At 69.5% G+C, this 20,607-nt stretch carries 12 protein-coding genes; 7 read left to right on the forward strand and 5 right to left on the reverse strand.

What is annotated here, in order from left to right:
* Window positions 1-13: 13 nt before the first annotated feature.
* Window positions 14-6,310 carry a carboxypeptidase regulatory-like domain-containing protein gene (locus BC793_RS49555; RefSeq protein WP_158319248.1) on the reverse strand — a complete coding sequence of 2,099 codons (6,297 nt, stop codon included), beginning with the start codon at window positions 6,308-6,310 and terminating at the stop codon, window positions 14-16.
* Between the two features lie 319 nt (window positions 6,311-6,629).
* Window positions 6,630-7,220 carry an acyltransferase gene (locus BC793_RS14025; protein ID WP_109592925.1) on the reverse strand — a complete coding sequence of 197 codons (591 nt, stop codon included), beginning with the start codon at window positions 7,218-7,220 and terminating at the stop codon, window positions 6,630-6,632.
* A 299-nt stretch (window positions 7,221-7,519) separates the two neighbouring features.
* Here BC793_RS14025 and BC793_RS14030 point away from each other — a divergent pair, with 299 nt between their 5' ends.
* From BC793_RS14030 to BC793_RS14040, 3 genes are read left to right on the forward strand one after another with little or no spacing between them, the layout of a single operon-like run.
* On the forward strand, window positions 7,520-8,584 hold the full coding sequence (locus tag BC793_RS14030; protein WP_239169994.1) for a Gfo/Idh/MocA family protein: 1,065 nt from the start codon (window positions 7,520-7,522) through the stop codon (window positions 8,582-8,584).
* Window positions 8,581-9,549: an NAD-dependent epimerase/dehydratase family protein gene (locus BC793_RS14035; protein WP_203896186.1), complete on the forward strand. Its 969-nt coding sequence runs from the start codon at window positions 8,581-8,583 to the stop codon at window positions 9,547-9,549. Before BC793_RS14030 ends, BC793_RS14035 begins: the two co-directional genes overlap by 4 nt.
* Window positions 9,531-10,667: a DegT/DnrJ/EryC1/StrS family aminotransferase gene (locus BC793_RS14040; protein ID WP_239169995.1), complete on the forward strand. Its 1,137-nt coding sequence runs from the start codon at window positions 9,531-9,533 to the stop codon at window positions 10,665-10,667. Before BC793_RS14035 ends, BC793_RS14040 begins: the two co-directional genes overlap by 19 nt.
* Window positions 10,668-10,727: 60 nt before the next feature.
* On the opposite strand, the gene BC793_RS14045 is transcribed toward BC793_RS14040, so the two are convergent.
* Window positions 10,728-12,488, reverse strand: a complete 1,761-nt coding sequence (locus tag BC793_RS14045; RefSeq protein ID WP_146246269.1) for a class II glutamine amidotransferase domain-containing protein — start codon at window positions 12,486-12,488, stop codon at window positions 10,728-10,730.
* Between the two features lie 163 nt (window positions 12,489-12,651).
* On the opposite strand from BC793_RS14045, the gene BC793_RS14050 reads away from it, so the two are divergent.
* Window positions 12,652-13,908 carry an acyltransferase family protein gene (locus tag BC793_RS14050; RefSeq protein ID WP_109592928.1) on the forward strand — a complete coding sequence of 419 codons (1,257 nt, stop codon included), beginning with the start codon at window positions 12,652-12,654 and terminating at the stop codon, window positions 13,906-13,908.
* A gap of 892 nt (window positions 13,909-14,800) precedes the next feature.
* Here BC793_RS14050 and BC793_RS14060 read toward each other — a convergent pair.
* Both BC793_RS14060 and BC793_RS14065 read right to left on the reverse strand, forming a co-directional pair.
* On the reverse strand, window positions 14,801-15,991 hold the full coding sequence (locus tag BC793_RS14060) for an MFS transporter (RefSeq protein ID WP_239169996.1): 1,191 nt from the start codon (window positions 15,989-15,991) through the stop codon (window positions 14,801-14,803).
* Between the two features lie 78 nt (window positions 15,992-16,069).
* The gene (locus BC793_RS14065; protein ID WP_109592931.1) at window positions 16,070-17,179 is read right to left on the reverse strand and encodes a DegT/DnrJ/EryC1/StrS family aminotransferase; all 1,110 of its coding nucleotides are present in this window, start codon (window positions 17,177-17,179) and stop codon (window positions 16,070-16,072) included.
* Between the two features lie 321 nt (window positions 17,180-17,500).
* Here BC793_RS14065 and BC793_RS14070 point away from each other — a divergent pair, with 321 nt between their 5' ends.
* From BC793_RS14070 to BC793_RS14080, 3 genes are read left to right on the forward strand one after another with little or no spacing between them, the layout of a single operon-like run.
* Complete coding sequence (locus tag BC793_RS14070; protein WP_239169997.1) at window positions 17,501-18,439, forward strand: thiamine pyrophosphate-dependent dehydrogenase E1 component subunit alpha; 939 nt, start codon at window positions 17,501-17,503, stop codon at window positions 18,437-18,439.
* Complete coding sequence (locus tag BC793_RS14075) at window positions 18,436-19,446, forward strand: alpha-ketoacid dehydrogenase subunit beta (RefSeq protein ID WP_109592933.1); 1,011 nt, start codon at window positions 18,436-18,438, stop codon at window positions 19,444-19,446. The genes BC793_RS14070 and BC793_RS14075 overlap by 4 nt, the downstream gene beginning before the upstream one ends.
* Window positions 19,447-19,456: 10 nt before the next feature.
* Window positions 19,457-20,572, forward strand: a complete 1,116-nt coding sequence (locus tag BC793_RS14080; RefSeq protein WP_109593053.1) for a biotin/lipoyl-containing protein — start codon at window positions 19,457-19,459, stop codon at window positions 20,570-20,572.
* Window positions 20,573-20,607 lie beyond the last annotated feature (35 nt).

A 20,607-nucleotide genomic window follows, 5' to 3' on the forward strand; every position in this document is an offset into this window, starting at 1 on the left:
TCAAAGGGCCGGATCATGCGGCGGGAACGGGCTGGATGCGCAGGCCGTAGCCCGGGCGCAGAACGGTGAGCCGGTCGGAGTAGGCGATCTGGGAGGCTCCACCCCAGGCATCCAGGCCGATCCACGCCGCACCGCCGAGGTGGACGAAGCTCGCGCCGGGATTCGCATAGGCGTAGGTGAAGCCACCGGCCTCGTCGAGGATCGCCTGGAAGCTGACCCGGGTGCCCGCGTCCTCGTGGTGGCGCATGTTGTTCCACTCCACCACGTACTGCCGGTTCGGGGTGGTGCCACGGACGGCGGTGCGGACGCTCGACTGGCCGTCGGCCTCCCAATTGCCGGCGAACGGGTACAGGCCGCCGTCACCGAGGCTGAGCGCGCCGACGCTGCCGACCCGCAGGGTGCTGTAGGACTCCCCGTAGAGCGTGACCGGGAAGGGCAGCGTCACCTCCGTCCAGGTGTCGTAGCCGGCAGCGACCGCGGTGCCCGAGGTGAGGGCGCTGTACGTGGTCGGGGTCTCGGTGATCGTGTACCGGTCGCTGACCCGGGTGGCCGCCAGGTCGAAGTCGACCGGCTCCCCGCCGACGCCGACCACGACCGGCTTGGCAGCTGATCCAGCGCAGTCGCCGGAGGCGGCGGTGACGAGCACGGTCTGGGCCTTCGACGGCAGGTCCCCGAGGACGTATGTGCCGTCCGCACCGGTCGTGGCCGACTTGGCGCCGGCCGTCACGGTGGCCCCCTGCAGCGGCTGGCCGGAGCAGGTCACCGTGCCGGTGATGGAGCCGGTCGCGGGCGCCTTCGCCGCGAAGTTGATGCTCAGACCGTTCTCGAGCATCTCCCGCCGGTCCAGGTACTCGAAGCCGATCACACCGCCGGCGCCCTCGATGCCGACGACAGCTCCGGCACCCCGCGAGATCGGGTGATCGGCCAGGTCGGTGTAGCGGAACTCGATGGAGCCGTTCTCACCGAAGACGGCCTCGAAGGTGACCCGGGCGCTGTCGTTGTCCCAGCGGTGGACGTTGCGCCATTCGACGATCCACTGCCGGTTCGGAGCCGTGCCGATGGTCTGGGTGGCGATGGCGCCGGAGTCGTCGACCACCCAGTCCTCCCAGAAGGCGTACACCGCGGCGTGCGGTGCGGCCTTGTCACCCTCGGACGGGATCGGGGTCGGCTGGGCGTTGGTGGCGCCCTCCGGGCTGAAGCTGACGAACCCGTTGCTGCTGATCCACGGCTTGGTGGTGGTCTCGCCGTACAGCTTGATCGGGAACGGCGCGGTGGTCTGCCAGGCCGCGTCGTCGCCGGTCCAGTCCTGGACGGTGCCGGCGGTGACGAAGTCCTGACCGGAGGTGCTGCAGTTGTAGTGCGGGTCTGCGTCGTAGTTGAGCGACAGGTCGACCTTCAGGTCGGCGCCGGCCTTGCGGACGGTCGCTGTCGCGTACTGCCCGAGGCAACGGTCGGTGGCCGGGGCGGCCCGCAGGACGTACTCGCCGGGGGCGATGTCGCCGAACTGGAAGCTGCCGTCGGCTCCGGTGGTCACGGTCAGGCCGAGCGGTTCCAAGGTGACCGGGGTCGAGGCGATCGGCTCGGTGGTGACCGCCTCGGTGAGCACGCCGTTGATCACACCGTTCGGCGCGGGCGTGTAGGTCATCGAGCTGTTCGGGGTGAGCAGCCCGTCGGTCATCGAGTGCAGCTGCGACACCTCGGCCGAGTCGGTCTCCATGCCGAGCCGGGCCTCGCTGCCCTTCTGCAGGTCGCTGGTCATCGCGCCGTAGTGGTAAACGGCCCGGCCGTCCTCGTGCAGGATCACCTCGAACGTGGAGCGCTCCGTGGTGCCGGCGAACAGGGCGTTGCGCCATTCGATGGCGAACGACCGGTTCGGTGCGGTGCCCATGGCCTGGGTACGGACGCTGGCCGAGTCATCGATGATGAAGTCGTTCTCGAACACGTCGAGGTATCCGCCGCCGACGCCGATCCAGCCGTCGGTGTGGATCCGGACGGTGTCGTCGTTGACGCCGTAGAACTTCATCTCGAACGGCAGGGTGACGTCGAGGGTCTCGCGCTGGCCGGTCAGCGGCAGCACCGTGCCGGCGGCGACGTAGCCGGACGCGCCGATCGTGCAGGCGTAGCCCATCAGGCCGTAGTTTGGGCTGAGCCGCAGGTCTCGGGTGGTGTCGGCGGTCACGTCGACGACGGTCTCGGCCTTGGTGCCGCAGAGGCCGGTCTGCTTGGTGGTGACGGTGTAGCTGTCGTCGGCCAGGCCGGGGAAGGCGTAGGTGCCGTCCGCAGCGGTGGTGGCCGTCATCCCGCTCGGGTCGAGGGCAACCGTGGCTCCCGCGACCGCGGCTCCGGTTGCGCCGGTCAGTTTGCCCGTCAGGTTGTGCGTCTGGAGGGGCTCGGCGTTCGGGTTCGTGAACACGACCGCCTTGTTGTTGCCCAGTACGGCTTCCTTGTCGGAGTACGTGAACCCGTCCTCGCCGGTCGGGTCCTCGATGCCGACGATCGCGTTGGCCCCCTGCTCAGCCGCGTTGTCGAGGCCGGAGTAGTTGGTGGTGATCGTGCCGTCGAGGCCGAGCGTCACCGAGAAGCTGAGACGCTGGGCGGTGTTGCCCTTGCGGTACACGTTGTTCCACTCGATCAGCACCTGCTGTCCGGCACCGGTGCCGTTGACCGCGGTGCGGACGTTGGCCGACGAGTCGACCACGAGGTCGTCCCAGTACGCGGCGATCACACCGTTCGGCTCGACGACGTCGCCCAGGCCACCGCTGCCGGTGTACGGGTGCGAGACACATTCGCCCTCGAAGAAGATCATTCCGTTGGTGTCGACGCAGATGCTCGAGTACGCGCCGCCGTAGAAGGGGAACGCGAACGGCAGGTTGATCGTGGAGGCCGCGTCGTCTCCGGTCAACGGCAGCACTGTCGTTCCGGTCGCGTATGTCGTGGTGCGTTCCTGGCACAGGTGACCGGCTGCACTGCCTCTGCCGAATACCCGGAGGGCCTGCGTCGCGGGAACCTTTCCGACCAGGACGGACGAGCTTCCGGCGAAACCGCACCGGCCCTGGTACTCCGCCCGGGCCAGGTAGGTGTCGAACGGCAGTTGCTGGAATCCGTACATTCCGTAGTCGTCGCTCGTGGTGGCGTAGTCACCCGGCCTAAGAGTGACCTTGGCGCCCGGCAGTGGCAGCCCGCCCTCATCGGTGACGGGCCCGCTCAAGCTTCCGGCCGGAGCGACCACCGTGAAGCTGAGCTTGGTCTTCGGGCCGGCCCCCTGCCCGCCCTCGGATACGGCGAAGAACTGGCGTTCACTCGTGGTAGCGCCGACGCTGACGTCGAAGGTCGCTGAGCCGCCGGCCGCAGCTGGGGTGACCGAGCTGCCGAGGGTGTCGGCGTCGAGGCTGTAGCGGAACCTGGTGACGTTGGTGTCGCCCTTGGCGTCGAGAGTCACCCGCAACGTGCCGTTCGGGGCAAGCTCGGAGCCGTTCGGGAACGTGACCACGGGCTGCAGCGGCTGCGCCTGCTCGGCGATCTCCGTACTGTTCGTGACCTTGTTGTAGAGCTTCACGTCGTCGACGAGACCGTTGTAGTAGCCGCCCTCGGCGCCGTTCCACTTGCCCTTACCGATGATGACCGGTCCGGTGGCGTTGAAGCCGCCCCCGGCGGGCAGCACCGAGGTCGAGGTCGCCGTCTGCGCTACACCGTTGACGTAGAGCGTCAGCTTTCTCGTCGTCGCGTCGTAGACACCAGCGAGGTGGGTCCACTTGCCGGGGACTAGCGCGGCGTTCGAATCCATCCAATAGGTTGCCGTGTTATCGCCGTCGGTGTTGGCCATGGCGAAGCGGAACTTGTTGGCGGTGGCCGTCTGAACGCTGCCCAGCGTGAAGGCAGAGGTACGGCTGCCGTTGGCGGAGACCGCAGTGTACTGACCGGTGCCGGTCGTGGCGGCGAGCCGGACTCGCGCGGTGACGGTGAAGCTCGCATCGGTACGGACCGTGACCGTTGCTCCGGTGCTGACATTCGTGTAAGAGACGGGTCCGGCGGTCGTGACGGTCTTGCCGGAGCGGCCGTCGAAGGTGAGCGCCTTGCCCGTGTCCCCACGCCCTGCGACAAGGCTCGTGCCGGTCATCGTCAGGGAGTTGTTGTGCCCGGTGATGTCAGGAGCCGAGGAGGCGGTCGCCTCGTCGAAGTTCCACGCCCCGGTGGCGCCGGAGTTCAAAACGGTGAACTGGTAGGCGACCTCACCGGACGGGTTGCCGGCGCGATCCTTGGCCCAGACTCGCAGCCGCTTCTGACCATCGGTGGTCGGCGTCAGCGTGATTGATCCGGTGAAGTCGGTGGCGTTGACCGGCACGCTCTGCGCGGCCTGGCTGACACCGCCGTCGAGCGTCCAGTAGTACGCGGCGATGTCCTGCTTACGTTTGAGAGCGTCCGCCTCCGAAAGACCGGGCAGCACCGGTGCCGCGATCTTGAAGGTGCCCGGGAAGCCGACCCCGCCGCTCGGCTGCGTCGCGGAGTATTGGTCGGAGGACAGGCCGCCGGGCGCCGGTGGCCTGACGGTGTCGACGGTGAACTCACACGTCTTCTCCGACCACGTCTTCATCTGGGACTTGTCGTACTGCGCCACCAAGTCGTCCTCGGTCTGTGCCCGCCACGCATAGGTGGCGCCCTCGGCGAGTTTCGGCAGGGTGGCCGTATTGTCGGCGTTGTTGGCGTTCCTCGCCCACACGTACTGGTTGGTGTTGATCGAGCCCGGCAGCTGCCACCAGTAGAACCTTGTGACCATGGGGTTCCTGTCCGGGTCCGACTGATAGCCGGAGACGGTCACGTCCTCCAGCTTCGCCACGTACGGACGGTTCGGGCCGGTCACGCACGCTTTGTTACCGTCGGTCATCTGCTTCGTCAGGGCGAGTGGCGCCTGGTTGAAGGTGACGGACAAGCGCGCAGTCGACGGCTTGTAGCGCTTCCACTGGTTCTTGGTCGACTCGTCGAGTGCTTTCATGCCGAGCGTCACGGTGGTCTCAGCGTCGGTGACCATGCTGGTCACATTGAACTCGATGTCCCCTACACCCTTGCAGCCGTGTACGGCGCCGTACTTACGGTTGCCAAGGACGGTGGCGGACCGGCTGGAGAGTTTCGGCTGGTTCTTCCAGGTCGTTGCCGACGAGATACCGCTGGTGGTCTCCCACACCTTCGCGTTGGTTGCGGGGCTACAGGTCCACGACCACCGCTGCTGGATGTAGAACTCCGCGGCGAGCACCGCGCCCTTGACCTGGGTGGTGTCCAGCCGGAAGAACGACCGGATGATGTGGTCCGCGCAGCCGGTGCAGTCCTCGGTCCGGCCGACGCCGGCGGCACCGGTGATCTCGCCGTTGGTCAGGGCGGTCGTGTTCTTCCAGAACGACTTCGTGGGGTACTTGCTCCACACCGAGGTCCAGGCTCCCCCGGACAGCCAACCGGTCACCTCCGGGTCGATGTAGACGGGGAACTCGGTGCGCGGGTCCGACAGCATCGCCTTGTCCGGCGTCAGAGTCACCGCGTCCTTCCCGAGCTCCAGCGGCATGACCGCCCGCCGAGAGCGCTCGTCGGAGGTGTCGTCGACTGCCTTGGCCGGCGCCTGCGACTTCGTCGCGACCGCCTGAGACTCAACCGACTCGGAGGAGTCCCACATCAGCGGCGCGGGCGCGGAGAACACCTCGTTGCCCGCGGCGTCGTGACCGCGGAGGCCGCCGGACGAGTTCTTGCGTACGGTGACGCCTTTGGTCTTCAGACCGAACTTCAGCCGCTTGAGCTTCGAGTTCTGCGCCGCCTTGCGGTTCTTGACGACCAGCACCTCGGAGAACCCGGTCGCCGACGCGGTCACTTGGAGGTCCACGTCGCGGAGCACGTTCGGGTAAATGGCGGTGTCGCCCTTGAGGACCGGCTTCGGCAGCTTCGACGGCCAGGTCAGGGTGATCTCTTTGCCGTCCTTGACCAGTCGGCCCACCAGCGTGTTACCACCGTTGGAGAACGTCATCGGCAGGACGGCCGCCCTCGGCACCACACCCGTTGACGTCCGCTTCAGGGTCGTATCCACCGGCACCCAGCGGCTGCCCTGGCGCACCCGCTGGGGCTCGACGCTCTGCTCCAGCGTCCGGGTTCCATCCGCGTTCGCGAAAACCTGCGAGTACTCGGTGCGCTCGGAGAGGATCTCGACCGGCCGGTCACAGGCCTCGGCCATCCGCTGTGCGGCGGGGTCGGTGGACTGCTCCAGCACACAGGTCGGCGGCGCGGTCGATGGTGCCGCGAGCGCCGGCTCCGGCAGCCCTGCGACGGACAGCACGGTGGCCGCCACTGCCGCAGAACAGAGCACGGCCAAATGCCGTGTCAACCGATTTTGGACAGCAAGCATTGCCGTTCCCCCGTACGCAGGCCTCGCAGAATCGGCTCATCTAAACAGGCAAGATCACCGATGTAAAGGCCCATGGTTACGCAACCGATTCGAAACACTCCGGAGCGTGACCGGCGCGGGCCGGGCTCACCACGAGGAAGTGAACACGAGCAGGCAAGGCCATCGCGTACGTCCGGCGGTCGCGCGGCCGGCCTGGCTCAAGGCGTGCATCGCGATGCGGGGAACAGCACTCTACGTAGGGCGTACAAAATCAACGCTCGGTGAGGATGCCCTCCGCCTCGACGTATTCGGCGGCCGTCTCGGGGCAGACCCACAGGTTGCCGTCCTTGGCGACCAACGGGCGACCGGCCCGGCCGACCCAGCCGACCCGACGGGCCGGAACGCCGACGACCAGGGCGAAGTCCGGGACGTCCTTGGTGACGACCGCACCGGCGGCGACCAGCGCCCACCGGCCGACGGTGACCGGCGCGACGCAGACCGCACGGGCGCCGATCGCGGCGCCGTCACCGATCGTGACGCCGACGGCGGTCCAGTCGTCGCCGGTCTTGAGGCGGCCGTCGGGGGTCACCGCCCGCGGGTACTCGTCGTTGGTGAGGACCGCGGCCGGGCCGACGAAGACGCCGTCGCCGAGGCGGGCCGGTTCGTAGACGAGCGCGTGGTTCTGGAGCTTCACGTTGTCGCCGATGACCACGCCGGGGCCGACGTAGGCGCCGCGGCCGACGTTGCAGTCGGTGCCGAGCGTGGCGTTCTCCCGGATCTGGGCGAGGTGCCAGATCCGCGTGCCGGCGCCGATCGAGGCCCGCTCGTCCACATCGGCGGTCGGAGCGACATTGACGGTCATGGGGAGCCTTCCGGAAGATCAGCCAGAACCGGGCACAGGCTAGCTGCTCAGACTCCGAACCGATGTCAGCAAGACGACGATCCGCCGCCGTTCTGACCGTTGGGCTGCGTGCTCGCTGACCGACAGGCGTACCCCGAATGGCCGAAGGGACGCGATGACCCCCAGCTCCGCCGGAATTCCCCTCGCCGACTGGCGCTCGGCTGCGGCGGATCGATAGCTTTCCCGACGGACTGCGTCGGCACCGTCCGTCCACTCTGCGCGGACGCGTTCCCGCCCAATCTCCGACGAAACGGATGCTCGTGACTTCTCCGCTCCCCGCTCCCATCGGTGTGGCCGTCATCGGCGCCGGTTACTGGGGCCCCAACCTCGTCCGCAACTTCCAGAGCAGCCCGAACTTCCGGCTGCGCTGGCTGTGTGACCTCGACGTCGAGCGGGCCCGGCGGGTCCTCGGCGGCTACTCGACGGTGCAGGTGTCGGCCGACCTCGACGAGGTCCTCGCCGATCCGTCGGTGGACGCCGTGGCGATCGCCACCCCGGCCGGCACGCACCTGCCGGTCGCGATGGCCGCGCTGCGCGCCGGAAAGCACGTGCTGGTCGAGAAGCCCCTCGCGGCCACCCACGAGGAGGGTCTCCAGCTGGTCGAGGAGGCCGACAGGCGCGGCCTGACGCTGATGTGCGACCACACCTACTGCTACACCCCGGCGGTGCTGCGGATCCGCGATCTGCTCGCCGCCGGCGAGCTGGGCGAGCTGCACTTCCTGGATTCGGTACGGATCAACCTGGGCCTGGTCCAGCGGGACATCGACGTGATCTGGGACCTGGCGCCGCACGACCTGTCGATCCTCGACTTCGTGCTGCCGCCGTCGGTGCGCCCGGTCGCGGTCGCCGCGCACGGGGCCGACGGCATCGGTGCCGGCCGGGCCTGCGTGGCCTATCTCACGCTGCAGCTGAACACCGGCGCGATCGCCCACATCCACGTGAACTGGCTGTCCCCGGTGAAGGTGCGCACGGCGATCTTCGGCGGGTCGAAGCGGACCCTGGTGTGGGACGACCTGAACCCGAGCCAGCGGCTGTCCATCTACGACCGCGGCGTCGACGTGGCCTCCCCGGAGGAGCTCGGCGAAGAGCAGCGGCGCGACATCCTGGTGTCGTACCGGTCCGGTGACGTGGTCTCCCCCGCGCTCACCGAACGTGAGGCGCTGCGGACCATGGTCGACGAGTACGCCCGGGCCATCACCACCGGTACTCCGGCCCTCACCGACGGTCGATCCGGCCTTCGGGTCCTGGAGATCCTCCAGGCCGCCTCGCGTAGCCTCGCCGAGGGCGGAACCATGATCAAGCTGAACGAAGGGCACGTGGCGTGACTGGCGTATCGATCAAGGGCAGCAAGGCCCTGGTCACCGGCGGGGCGGGCACCATCGGCTCGCACGTCGTCGACGAGCTCGTCCGGGGCGGTGCCGCGGAGATCGTCGTCCTGGACAACTTCGTCCGCGGCCGGCGCGACAACCTGGCCTGGGCGCTCGCCCAGGGCGACAGCGTGAAGCTGGTCGAGGGCGACATCCGCGACCGGGAGCTGGTCCGCTCGCTCACCGAGGGCAAGGATCTGGTCTTCCACCTCGCGGCGATCCGCATCACCCAGTGCGCGGAGGAGCCCCGGCTGGCCAACGAGGTGCTCGTCGACGGCACCTTCAACGTCATCGAGGCGGCCGCCGAGGCCGGTGTGAAGAAGGTCGTCGCGTCGTCGTCGGCGTCGGTCTACGGGCTGGCCGAGCAGTTCCCGACCACCGAGCGCCACCACCCGTACAACAACGACACGTTCTACGGTGCGGCCAAGGCGTTCAACGAGGCCACCCTGCGCAGTTTCAAGGCGATGAAGGACCTGGACTACGTCGCGCTGCGCTACTTCAACGTGTACGGCCCGCGGATGGACATCCACGGCCTGTACACCGAGGTGCTGATCCGCTGGATGGAGCGGATCGAGGCGGGCACTCCCCCGCTGATCCTCGGTGACGGCCTCGCCACCATGGACTTCGTGCACGTGGCCGACATCGCCCGCGCCAACATCCTGGCCGCCGAGGCGGACGTCACCGACGACGTGTTCAACATCGCCGCCAGCGAGGAGACCAGCCTCAAGGACCTGGCCGCCGCGCTCAGCGCCGTGATGAAGTCGGACCTCGTCCCGGAGCACGGCCCGGCCCGCGCGGTCAACGGCGTCACCCGGCGCCTGGCCGACATCTCCCGGGCGGAGCAGAAGCTCGGCTGGAAGCCGCAGCTCAGTCTGCACGCGGGCCTCGAGGGTCTCGTCGACTGGTGGCGGTCCTCCAAGTGATCCCGGTGATGATCCCCGACCTCGGGGAAGAGGAGGCCCAGGCCGCGGCCGAGGCGATCCGTTCCGGCTGGGTCGCCCAGGGTCCGCGGGTGGCGAGGTTCGAGCAGGAGTTCGCGGCCGCCGTCGGCGCCGGGCACGGTGTCGCCGTGTCGTCCTGCACGACCGGCCTGCACCTGGCGCTGGTGCTGCTCGACATCAGGCCCGGCGACGAGGTCGTCGTGCCGTCGCTGTCGTTCATCGCCACCGCCAACGCGGTCCGCTACGTGGGTGCCACGCCGGTCTTCGCCGATGTCGAGCTGGCCACCGGCAACCTCACCGTGGAGACGGTGGACGCGGTGCGTACCGAGCGGACCCGGGCGGTCATCGCGGTGCACCAGGGCGGCGTGCCGTTCGACACCGCGGCGCTGCGCAAGGCCACCGACGGCTGGGGCATCGGGCTGGTCGAGGACGCCGCGTGCGCGGCCGGCTCGACCGCCTACGGCGCACCGGCCGGCACCGGGGCCCGGGTGGCCGCGTGGTCGTTCCATCCGCGCAAGCTCATCACCACCGGTGAGGGCGGCATGGTCACGGTCGACGACGCGGAGGCGGCGGTACGCCTCAAGCGGCTCCGTGAGCACGGCATGAACGTCTCCGCCGCCGACCGGCACGCGGCGAAGCAGCCGGTGCTGGAGGCGTACCTGGAGACCGCCTTCAACTACCGGATGACCGACATCCAGGCCGCGGTCGGCCTGGTGCAGCTCGGCAAGCTGGCCGGCCTGGTCGCCCAGCGGCGGCAGCTCGCGGCCCGCTACCAGGAGTTGCTGGCCGACATCGACGGCCTGGTGCCGGTCCGGGACCCGGCCTACGGGCAGACCAACTACCAGTCGTTCTGGGTGCTGCTGGACGGCTTCCGGACCGGCCGGGACGAGGTGCTGACCGAGCTGGCCGCCAAGGGCGTCTCGGCGCGGCGCGGCATCATGGCGGCGCACCTGGAGCCGGCCTACGCCGACGTCACGCCCGGACCGCTGCCGGTCACCGAGCGGATCACGCGTGAGTCGCTGATCCTGCCGCTGCACCACAAGCTCACGCACGAGGACCAGGACCACATCGTCGGGGTCCTGCGCAGCCTCGCGAACTGAACGACGAACGCCCGACGGCCGCCACCCTCACCGGGGTGACGGCCGTCGTCGTGTGGGGCGTCAGTCCTTGCCGCTGATCACCAGCAGGTTGATCAGGAAGGCGACCGTGGCGGGCTCAGGGGTGATCCCACCGGTCAGGACCTCGTCGAGCCAGGCGCCACGGACCAGACCGGTGGCGCGCAGCGGGGCGGCGACATCCGGCTGCGCCCGCCAGTGCGCGACCACGAGAGCGGCCATCTCGGCGGCTCCGAGCTGCGGCCGGCCCCGGCCCCGCAGCTTCTGGCGAACCTTGCGGGCGGCCTTCTGCGCGGTCACCCGGTACGCCGCGGTCCGCGCCGCCAGCCCCGGCTTGCCCAGCCGGTTCGGGATCAGACCGGAGTCCAGCGGCACCGCGGCCAGCTCCGCGTCGAGCAGACTGATCAGGCGCCCGGTGAGCAGCCCGTTGCGCTTCTCCTCCGGCCGTACCGCATGGGCCAGCTGGATGAACCGCCGGTCGAACATCGGGTTGATGAAGTGCCGGTTCGCCGCCGCCACCGAGCCGTGCGCACCGGACCAGCGCTGCATCCGCTGGTAGAGGTAGAAGTGATCGGTCGCGGCCAGCCACTCGGACGGGTAACCCTCGAACGACTCGGTGATCAGGTCGAGGGCATCGGCCCGTGCGGTCGCCGCGAACTCCGGGTCGAGGGCGCCCTGGTCGACGGCCTCGTTGGCGTAGAGCCGCCAGGACGCCAGTTTCTCGATCAGTTTCGGGCCGGTGACGGCGCCGCCGGGCTGGCCGAAGTAGTAGAAGCCGCGGCAGGTCTCGCCACCCAGCCCGGACAGCCGGTGGCCCTGGTCGAGCTGGGCCTCGGCACGCAGCAGCGGGGCGAGAGCGAGCGGGCTGGCCATGCAGTCGAGGTCGTGCGCGGCCCGTACCGCCAGATCGTGGGCTTCCGCCGGGGTGACCGCGGGCCCCTCGTCGAGCCAGTGGACGTGCAGGTTCATCCCGGTCAGGTCGGCGAGACGGGTGGCGAACCGGGAGTCGGCTCCGCCGTGCACGTCGAGCGTGAGCGCGGCCAGACCCTTGCGCAACTCCGGTGGGATGGCCGCGAGAAGGACACGGGTGTCCTGCCCGCCGGTCAGCTGGAGCACCGACTCGGGGTGATCACGCAGGTAGGCCTTGTGGAACTCGACCATGATCTCGGCCTGCTCGGCCGCGGCGGCCTCGACCGAGGGCGGCGGACCGTCCACGGCGAGGGACTCCTCGACGTAGCGGTGCAGGACGACCCGCCCGTCGTCGAGCACCGCGAGGCACCCGGCCGGGACCTTCCCGACGCCGGCGAACACGGTGCGCAGACCGACCTGCCAGCCGACCAGGCTCTGGACGGCGAGCGCCTGCCGGTCCACGGCCGCACCGGCCAGCGCAGCGAGCGCAAGGGCGCTGGTGGACACGGCGGCGACACCCGCGCCCTGCCACCAGAAGAGCTGCTGGAAACCGAGCCAGTCGGTGGCCGCGACGACCGGCGACGACGGGCCGTCACTGTGGGCCGCGGCGAACGGCGGGACCAGCGCGGCGAGCTGGTCACCATCCGCCTTGACGCCGTCGCGCAGCAGCACCGCGAGCGACTCGGTGGAGACGTCGGCGGTGCGTGTGCGGACCGCCTTTCCCAGACGCACGGTGAACGAGCCCGCCGGATCCGTCCGGTCCGCCGGGTCGGCGCCGTCCATCGCCACCCAGCCGCCGCCGGTGCGGGTCACGACCGGAGTGCCGGTCAGATGAGCCAGGACGGCTGCTGACGGGGCCGCGGCGGGCGCCCCGGAAATCGCGAGGAACGACCTCACCACAGAATTCCAATCATATGCTCACCCTAGTCGCCGCAAGGGCTGGAGAGAAAGCAAGGACGGCAGCGTCAAATCCGACATTTTCCTTTCAATTTCGCAGTCGGGTGTGTCTTTCTTCCGACGTCCTGGAAACACGATTCCATGCCGTGGTTTACTCCCTGTCATGCTGTCTCGGATCTGGTCCCGGCGAACCGTGGACTCAGCCTTCTCCACCCCGGACAACAGCTTCGGTTTCCTGCGCCTGCTGTTCGCCTTCGCCGTCCTCGTCTCACATTCCCTGCCACTGGGCTACGGACGCGACGACCCCGGCGCCGGCATCAGCAACGGCCAGGTCGGGCTCGGTGAGATCGGCATCCTCGGCTTCTTCACGATCTCCGGCTTCCTGATCACCCGCAGCGGCGGCCGGCTCCCGCTGGCGCGTTTCCTGTGGCACCGCGGTCTGCGGATCCTGCCCGGGCTGTGGGTCTGCCTGCTGGTCACCGCGCTCGTCTTCGCTCCGGTGGTGGCGCTGATCGAGCGAGGCAGCCTGACCGGCCTGTTCACCCAGCCCGGGGGCCCGCTCGGATATGTGCTGAACAACGCGTTCGTGGCGATCCGGCAGTACGGGATCTCCGGCTTGCTGCTCGACACGCCGTACGGGACCCGGACCGGAACCTCGGTCTTCAACGGGTCGCTCTGGAGCCTGCTCTACGAGGTTCTCTGCTACGTCATGGTCGCCGGTCTGGCACTGGCGGGCGTGCTGCGCCGGGCCCGCTGGGTGGTCGTCCTGATGGCCGCCGCCGGCCTGGCCCTGGTCGTCCGCGACTTCCTGCGGGCACCGCAGATCCCCGGCCCGCAGGGTGAGCACGGCCCTTTCCTCGGCATCGGCGGCCTGGACAGTTACTCACTGATCTACCTGACGTACATCTTCGTCCTCGGTGCCCTGTTCGAGTTGTACCGGCGCCGGATCGTACTGAACGACGGTGGCGCGATCATCGCCACCTTACTGCTGGCCGGCACGCTGCAATTCGGCGGATTCGCCGTTCTCGGCTACCCGGCATTCGCATACCTGGTGTTGTGGCTGGCCGTCCGGCTACCACGCCCGTTCCGCCGAATCGGCCGCCATCAGGACTACTCGTACGGTTTCTATATCTATGCTTTTCCGGTACAGCAACTACTCGCCCTGGTGGGCGTTCCCGATCTGGGCCTGGTCGCCTACGTCCTGCTCGCCACCGTGGGCACGTTCGCGCTGGCCGTCCCGTCCTGGCACCTCATCGAGCGTCCGGCGATGGGATGGAAGAACTGGGCGCCCGGCCGTCAGCGGACCACGGCCGGCGACCAGGCGTCCGGGATGAACAGGGCCGCGGAGCCACTGCCGTCGGCGGGCACGGTCCAGACGTCGCTGGCGGACGGCCCGTTGCCGGAACGCGGCATCCCGTAGAGGACCCGGTCGTCGTCGAGCCACTCGATCTGGTCGTCGACGCTGCGCTTCTCGGCGAGCAGGGTGCTGCGCCCGGTGGCCAGGTCGTAGACGGCGATCAGCCACTGCCCTTCGGCCTGCCCGTTGCGGGTCTTGAACGCGATTCGGGTGCCGTCCGGCGACAGCGACGGGCACTCGGCGTCCTCGCGCAGCGCCACCAGCTCGCGGGTCTTCAGGCTGCCACGAACCAGCCATGTCTTGTCGCCGGAGGCGGCGGTGGCGTAGAACTGGTCGCCGTCGCCGGTGAACGTCACACCCCACAGGTTGCGGTCCTGCGAGTTGTTCCGCTTGCCGTCGATCAGCAACGTGAAGTCGTCCTCGAGGTTCAGGCTGTCGCCACCGGCCAGCGGCGTCACCAGCGTCTCGGTGGAGAACTCGCCGGGCGAGGTGTAGGCGTGGCCGGCGACGAACGTCGTGGTCGCCACCCAGTCGCCGCCCGGTGACAATCTGGTACGGCTCGGCACACCGGACAGCGGCAGGTCCCGGCGGACCGCCCAGCTCCCGTCGAGCACCTCGGCACGGTACGTGGTGACGAAGCCCGCCTTCGAGTAGAGGCAGACCGCCTCGCCCTGCCGGGAGTAGACCCGGTCGCATCTGGCCGGGGTGAACGCCCGTGCCCCGTCCGGGTCGTCCAGCGGCACGACCGCGACCCGGCCGTAGTCGTCGCCGATCGCGGTGCTGCGGAAGATGATCCGGGCCTGCTGGGACACCAGCGTCAGGTCGGTCACCGGCACCGACGGCGCGGCGGCGACCTGGCGTTCCCGTTCCTGACGGGTGTGGACGACGAAGGCCGCCGTGCCGGTCGCCGACGCCACGAGGACGACACCGAACACCGAGAGTTTCACTCGGAGGCTCATGATGCGGCCTCCTCGACCGGCTCGGCCTGGTCGACACCCCGCAGCAGCCTGGCGCCGACGACGATCCCGGCGACGAGCAGCACCGCGGCCAGGTACAGCGCCGCGGACGGGCCCATGAACTGCCACAGGACGGCGAACGCCAGGGACATCGCGAACCGGGCCAGCACCACGACGGTCTGCGCGGCGGCGATCCCGCTCCCCCGCGCCGCGGCCGGCACCCGGGGGCTGATCAGGGCGGGCAGCACGCCATCGGTGGCGGCGTAGTAGGCGCCGAGCAGACCCAGCGCCAGCAGGGTGAGCGCGAGCCCGCCGCTCGGGGCGGCGGCCACCAGGTAGACGGCGAGCAACGCCACGTGGCCGCCGACGAACACCCGAGCGCGCCCGATCCGGTCGGCCAGCCGGCCCACGGGAATGGCGAGGAGCAGGTAGACGAGGTTGGTGCCGACGTACATCAGCGGGAACCAGCGGGCCGCGAAGTCGTCACGGTGCTGTAGTGACAGGTAGAGGAACCCGTCGCCGACGGTCAGCAGGCCGAGCACACCGACGGCGAGCAGCGGCCGCCGCAGCCGGGGACTGGTCAGCTCGCCGAACAGCCGGCGCAGCGGCAGGCCGGGGCCCCCACCCGCGGTGCGGCGATCAGGCACGAACAGCACCAGCACCGCGACACCGACGATCCCGAAGGCGAACGACGCCACGAACACCGAGTTGTAGTCGCCGGGCACGAGCAGCAGCAGCCCGAACGCGACCAACGGGCCGAGCGCGGCACCGACGGTGTCCATCATGCGGTGCACGCCGAACGCCCGGCCGAGCACGCTCGGCTCGGAGACGTCCGCGATCAGCGCGTCACGCGGCGCGGTCCGGAACCCCTTGCCCAATCGGTCGGCGGTCACCACGGCGGTGATCGCCGCGAAGCCGTGCGCCGGAATCAAGGCGATCCGGCTCACCGCGGAGACGCCGTACCCCGCCACGGCGATCCACTTGGGCCGGTTCGACCGGTCGTTCAGGTAACCGCCGAAGATCCGCACCAGGGCACTGACACCCTGATAAAGACCATCGACGACGCCGTACGCGATCAGGCTGAGCCCGAGTTCGGCGGTGAGGTAGAGCGGAAGAACCGCTGCCACCATCTCCGACGACACATCAGTGAGCAGGCTGACCGTGCCGAGCAGGAAAACCGTGGCCGCCACACGGGGGCGCCGGCCACGAGGACCGCCCGCCCCGTCAGCGGCTGGCCGGTCTCGGATGGAGATGTACACGTGGTGCTCTCAGTCCTCCAGTGCGGCGGCCAGCGCGCGCACGGTTGTCTCCTGCTGTGCCACCGTGATCTGCGGGTACAGCGGCAGCGACAGGATCTCACCGGCCGCCCGTTCGGCGTGCGGGAAGCTGCCCGCCGGGTACTTCGGGTCGGCGAACGCGGGCGTCAGGTGCAGCGGGAACGGGTAGTGGATGCCGGCGCCGACCCCGGCCTCGTGCAACCTGGCCAGTACCGCGTCACGGCGATCGGGGCCGCCGGGGACCCGGATCACGTACAGGTGCCAGACGTGCTCGTTGCCGTCGAGGGTGACCGGGCGGACCACGTCGAGGCCGGACAGCAGCTCGTGGTAGCGGTCGGCGGCCGCGCGGCGGGCGGCGTTCCACCCGGCGAGCCGCGCCAGCTTGGCCCGCAGCACCACGGCCTGGAGTGCGTCGAGGCGACTGTTGACCCCGACCACGTCGTGGATGTACTTCTTCAGGCCGCCGTGGCTGCCCAGCGTCCGGACCAGAGTGGCCTGCTCCTCGTCCGGTGTGATCACGGCGCCCGCGTCGCCGTACGCCCCGAGGTTCTTACCGGGGTAGAAACTGGTGGCGGCGATGCCGTCGGCGCCCGCGCCGCGACCGTGGCGCAGCGCTCCCTGGCACTGGGCGGCGTCCTCGACCACCGCGACGCCGCTACCGGCCAGTGCGGCCCGCAGCTCGTCGGCGGCGGCGAGCTGCCCGTAGAGGTGGACCGGCACGACGGCGGTCGTCTTCGGGCCGATCGCGGCCAGCATCGCCTTGACGTCGACGAGGTAGGTCTCCGGGTCGATGTCAGCCATCACGACGCGGGCACCGATCCGGGCGACCGGCTCCACCGTGCCGACGAACGTGTTAGCCGGCACGACCACCTCGTCGCCCGCCTTCACCCCGGCAGCCCGCAGGGCGAGTTCTACCGCATCGGTTCCGTTGGCGACACCGACGCAGTGCGCCGCGCCGGAGAACTCGGCGAACTCACGCTCGAACGCCGCGACCTCGGGTCCGCCGATGAAGCCGGTGGTGGCGAGTACCCGTTTGAACCCGGCCTCCACCTCCTCGGCGACCTCGGCGTGGGCAGCTTGAAGATCGACGAGCGGAATCATGAGTTGTGTTCTCCCCGGGTACTGGCTGTCTTGAGTGGACGGGACCGTACCGCCGAGCAAGCGCGTCCGGCATCTCAGTGACGACTATCCGGCACCGGTGTTTTCCTTCACGGCACGCCCGCGATCACCTCGACTACTGTAATCAGCGTTGTTCGGGGCGATGCCCCCCGAAGGGTGGGGCGATCCGTCCGTTCGGCTCGTATTAGCCGATCCCCGGCGGTCCCACCGTGTCTGAAGGTGTGTCCATAGCGGTGGGCCTCATCGGTATCGTCGGGCGCGATGAGATCTTCCGCCCCGTGGGGCGGGCCAGGGGGAGGCATTTTGAGTTCGACGGTGCTCGCGCCGGGGCCGGCCGGGACCGACGAGCGGCTCACCGGGTTTCCCGGCGAACCGCTCGCGCACCGGAGGTACCGGCGTATGCGGTTCATCCGGCGGTTCGAGGAGACGCTGCTCCAGCTGTTCGAGGAGGGTGCGCTCAACGGCACCACACACGCCTGCATCGGCCAGGAGGCGGACGCGGTGGCGGTCACCGAGCACCTCACGGCCGGTGACCACATCTTCAGCAACCACCGCTGCCACGGCCACTATCTCGCGCACTCCGGGGATGCGCTGGGCCTGATGGCCGAGATCATGGGCAAGGAGGCCGGTGTCTGCCGCGGTATGGGCGGCAGCCAGCACATCTGCGCGCCGGGTTTCAAGTCCAACGGCGTCCAGGGCGGCATCGTGCCGAACGCGGCGGGGATCGCGATGGCGAACCAGCTCGACGGCAACACCGCGGTGAGCGTGGTGTTCATCGGCGACGGGACACTCGGCGAAGGCGTTGTCTACGAGACGCTGAACATGGCCGCTCTGTGGAAACTGCCGCTGCTGGTGGTCTGTGAGGACAACCGGTGGGCGCAGAGTACCCCGGTCGCCGCGAACCTGGCCGGTGACATGGCCGCCCGGTTCGCCGCCTTCGGCGTGCCGGTCCGCGAGGTCGACAGCACCGACGTGGCGGAGCTGAGCACGATCGCCGGCGAGGAGATCGCCGCGGTCCGCTCCGGCGACGGCCCCCGGGTACTGCTGATCCACACCTACCGGCTCTGCCACCACTCGAAGAGCGACGACGAGCGGCCACAGGAGGAGATCGACGCGCACTGGCTGGTCGAACCGCTGGTGGTGCACGGGCGCCGGCTCGACGACATCGACCGGCTGCGGATCGACGACGAGGTGGAGACCGCGCTGAGCGAGGTCGTGGCGACGGCGAGGGCGTTGGCGTGATCTTCGCGAAGGAACTCAACGACACGCTGCGCGGCGCTCTCGGCGACGACCGGCGGGTGGTACTGCTCGGCGAGGACATCGCCGACCCGTACGGCGGCGCCTTCAAGGTGACCCGGGGCCTGTCGACGGCCTTCCCCCAGCGGGTCCGGACCACGCCGATCAGCGAGGGCGCCATCGCCGGGATCTCGGCCGGGCTGGCACTCGCCGGTTACCGGCCGATCGCCGAGGTGATGTTCGGTGACTTCCTGACTCTGATGTTCGACCAGGTCGTCAACCACATCACCAAATACCAGGCGATGTACGCCGAGCAGGCGACCTGCCCGGTGATCATCCGCGCGGCGACCGGCGGCCACCGCGGCTACGGCCCGACGCACAGCCAGAGCCTGGAGAAGCACTTCCTCGGTGTCCCGCACCTGCGGGTGGTCGCGGCGTCGCTGTACCACGACCCGCGGACGGTCTTCACCGACTTCCTGTCCCGGGACGAGCCGGTGCTCTACGTCGAGCACAAGCTGCTCTACCCGCAGCATGTGACGCTGCCGGTCAACGGCCGGGTCGGCGACCTGATCGCCTCCAGCGACGCGTCGCCCGGCATGCTGCCGACGATCCGGCTCTCCGCGGTGCCCGTCGAGGACTGTTCGGTCAGCGTCCTGGCGTACGGCTACCAGGCGATGCTCGCCGCGCAGGTGATCGAGCGCTTGGCCGTCGAGGAGGAGATCTTCGCCGAGCTGATCGTGCCGGCACAGATCGCCCCGATGGACTGGGCGCCGGTCGAGCGCTCGGTGTCGGTCACCGGCCGCCTCGTCACCGTCGAGGAGGGAGCCGACGGCTGGTCCTGGGGCTCGGAGGCCGCGTCGGTGATCTCCCGCCGCCTGTTCGGCCGGCTCGGCCGGCCCGTCGACGTCGTGGCCAGCGAGCCCACGATCATCCCCTCGTCGAAGACGAAGGAGGCCGACGTGCTCGTCGGCAGTGCCCGCATCGAGGCGGCGATCCGCGCCGCCGCCGCGTGAAGGAGACTTCGTGAATCCCGTCCTGGTGCCCACCAACGACGTCAACAGCGAGCACGGCATCCTGGTGATGTGGTTCGCCGAGGACGGTGCCGAGGTGGAGAAGGATGAGCTGCTCGCCGAGGTGGAGACGAGCAAGTCGGTCCTCGAGGTCCTCGCCCCGGTCACCGGTGTGCTGCTGCACAAGGCCGCCAAGGGCACCGAGGTACCCCTGAAGGACCCGGTCGCGGTGCTCTTCGACGATGTCGCGGCCCGTGACGCCTATGTGACCGCCGAGGCCGCGGCCGCAGCCGCGGCCACCTCGTCGGAGGGACCGCGAGCCACCGTGAAGGCGGTGCAGCGGGCCGCCGATCTAGGGGTGGACCTGGCCGGCCTGAAGCTGGACCGCCTGATCACGGTCAAGGACGTCGAAGCCGCAGTCGTAGCGGCCCCGGTGGCCGTCGACGATCTCCCGCCGCCGCTGGCCGGTGCACCCGGCCGACAGCGGATCATGATCATCGGGGCTGCGCTCGGCGCGACCCAGGTACTCGACATCCTGGCCGGCAGCAGGACACAGCAGGCGGTGGCCATCGTCGACGACGACGCGGCCCGATGGGGTGCCGAGGTGCACGGGGTACCGGTGGTCGGCGGCAGCGGGCGGCTGACCGAACTCTTCGCGGCGGGCGTCTTCGACGCGGCGGTCATCGCGATCGGCAGGTCTCCGGCCGTGCGGGCGAAGTTCCGCAAGACCTGTGAGGAGGCCGGTGTCCCGCTGGCCAACGCGATCGACCCGACCGCGAAGATCGCGACCGACGTGCGCCTCGGGCAGGGCAACATCATCTGTGCGTTCTGCCACGTCGCGACCGGTGTTCAGGTCGGTGACAACAACTTCTTCTCGGCCTACAACTCGTTCGACCACCACAGTGTGATCGGCGACGACAACGCCACCGGCCCTTCCGTCTACACCTCCGGAAAGGTCACCATCGGCAGCCGGACCAGGTTCGGTACCGGCATCGTCATCGAGCCCGACGTGGTGATCGGCGACGACGTTGCGGTCGCCTCGGGCGCGGTCATCGTCAGCTCGGTGCCGGCCGAGCACGTGGTCAAGACCAAGATCGTCACGACCACGGTCGTACCGCTGCGCCGCTGATCCGGGCATACGGAAAAGGGGGCCCTCACGGGCCC

The sequence above is a fragment of the Actinoplanes xinjiangensis genome (assembly GCF_003148685.1).
In the GTDB taxonomy this organism is placed as follows: Bacteria; Actinomycetota; Actinomycetes; order Mycobacteriales; family Micromonosporaceae; genus Actinoplanes; species Actinoplanes xinjiangensis.

What these genes read in the sequence shown, in the direction of transcription:
- BC793_RS14025 (WP_109592925.1), bottom strand. Translation starts at nt 7,220, where the DNA reads ATGACCGTCAATGTCGCTCCGACCGCCGATGTGGACGAGCGGGCCTCG.
- BC793_RS14050 (WP_109592928.1), top strand. Translation starts at nt 12,652, where the DNA reads ATGCTGTCTCGGATCTGGTCCCGGCGAACCGTGGACTCAGCCTTCTCC.
- BC793_RS14065 (WP_109592931.1), bottom strand. Translation starts at nt 17,179, where the DNA reads ATGATTCCGCTCGTCGATCTTCAAGCTGCCCACGCCGAGGTCGCCGAG.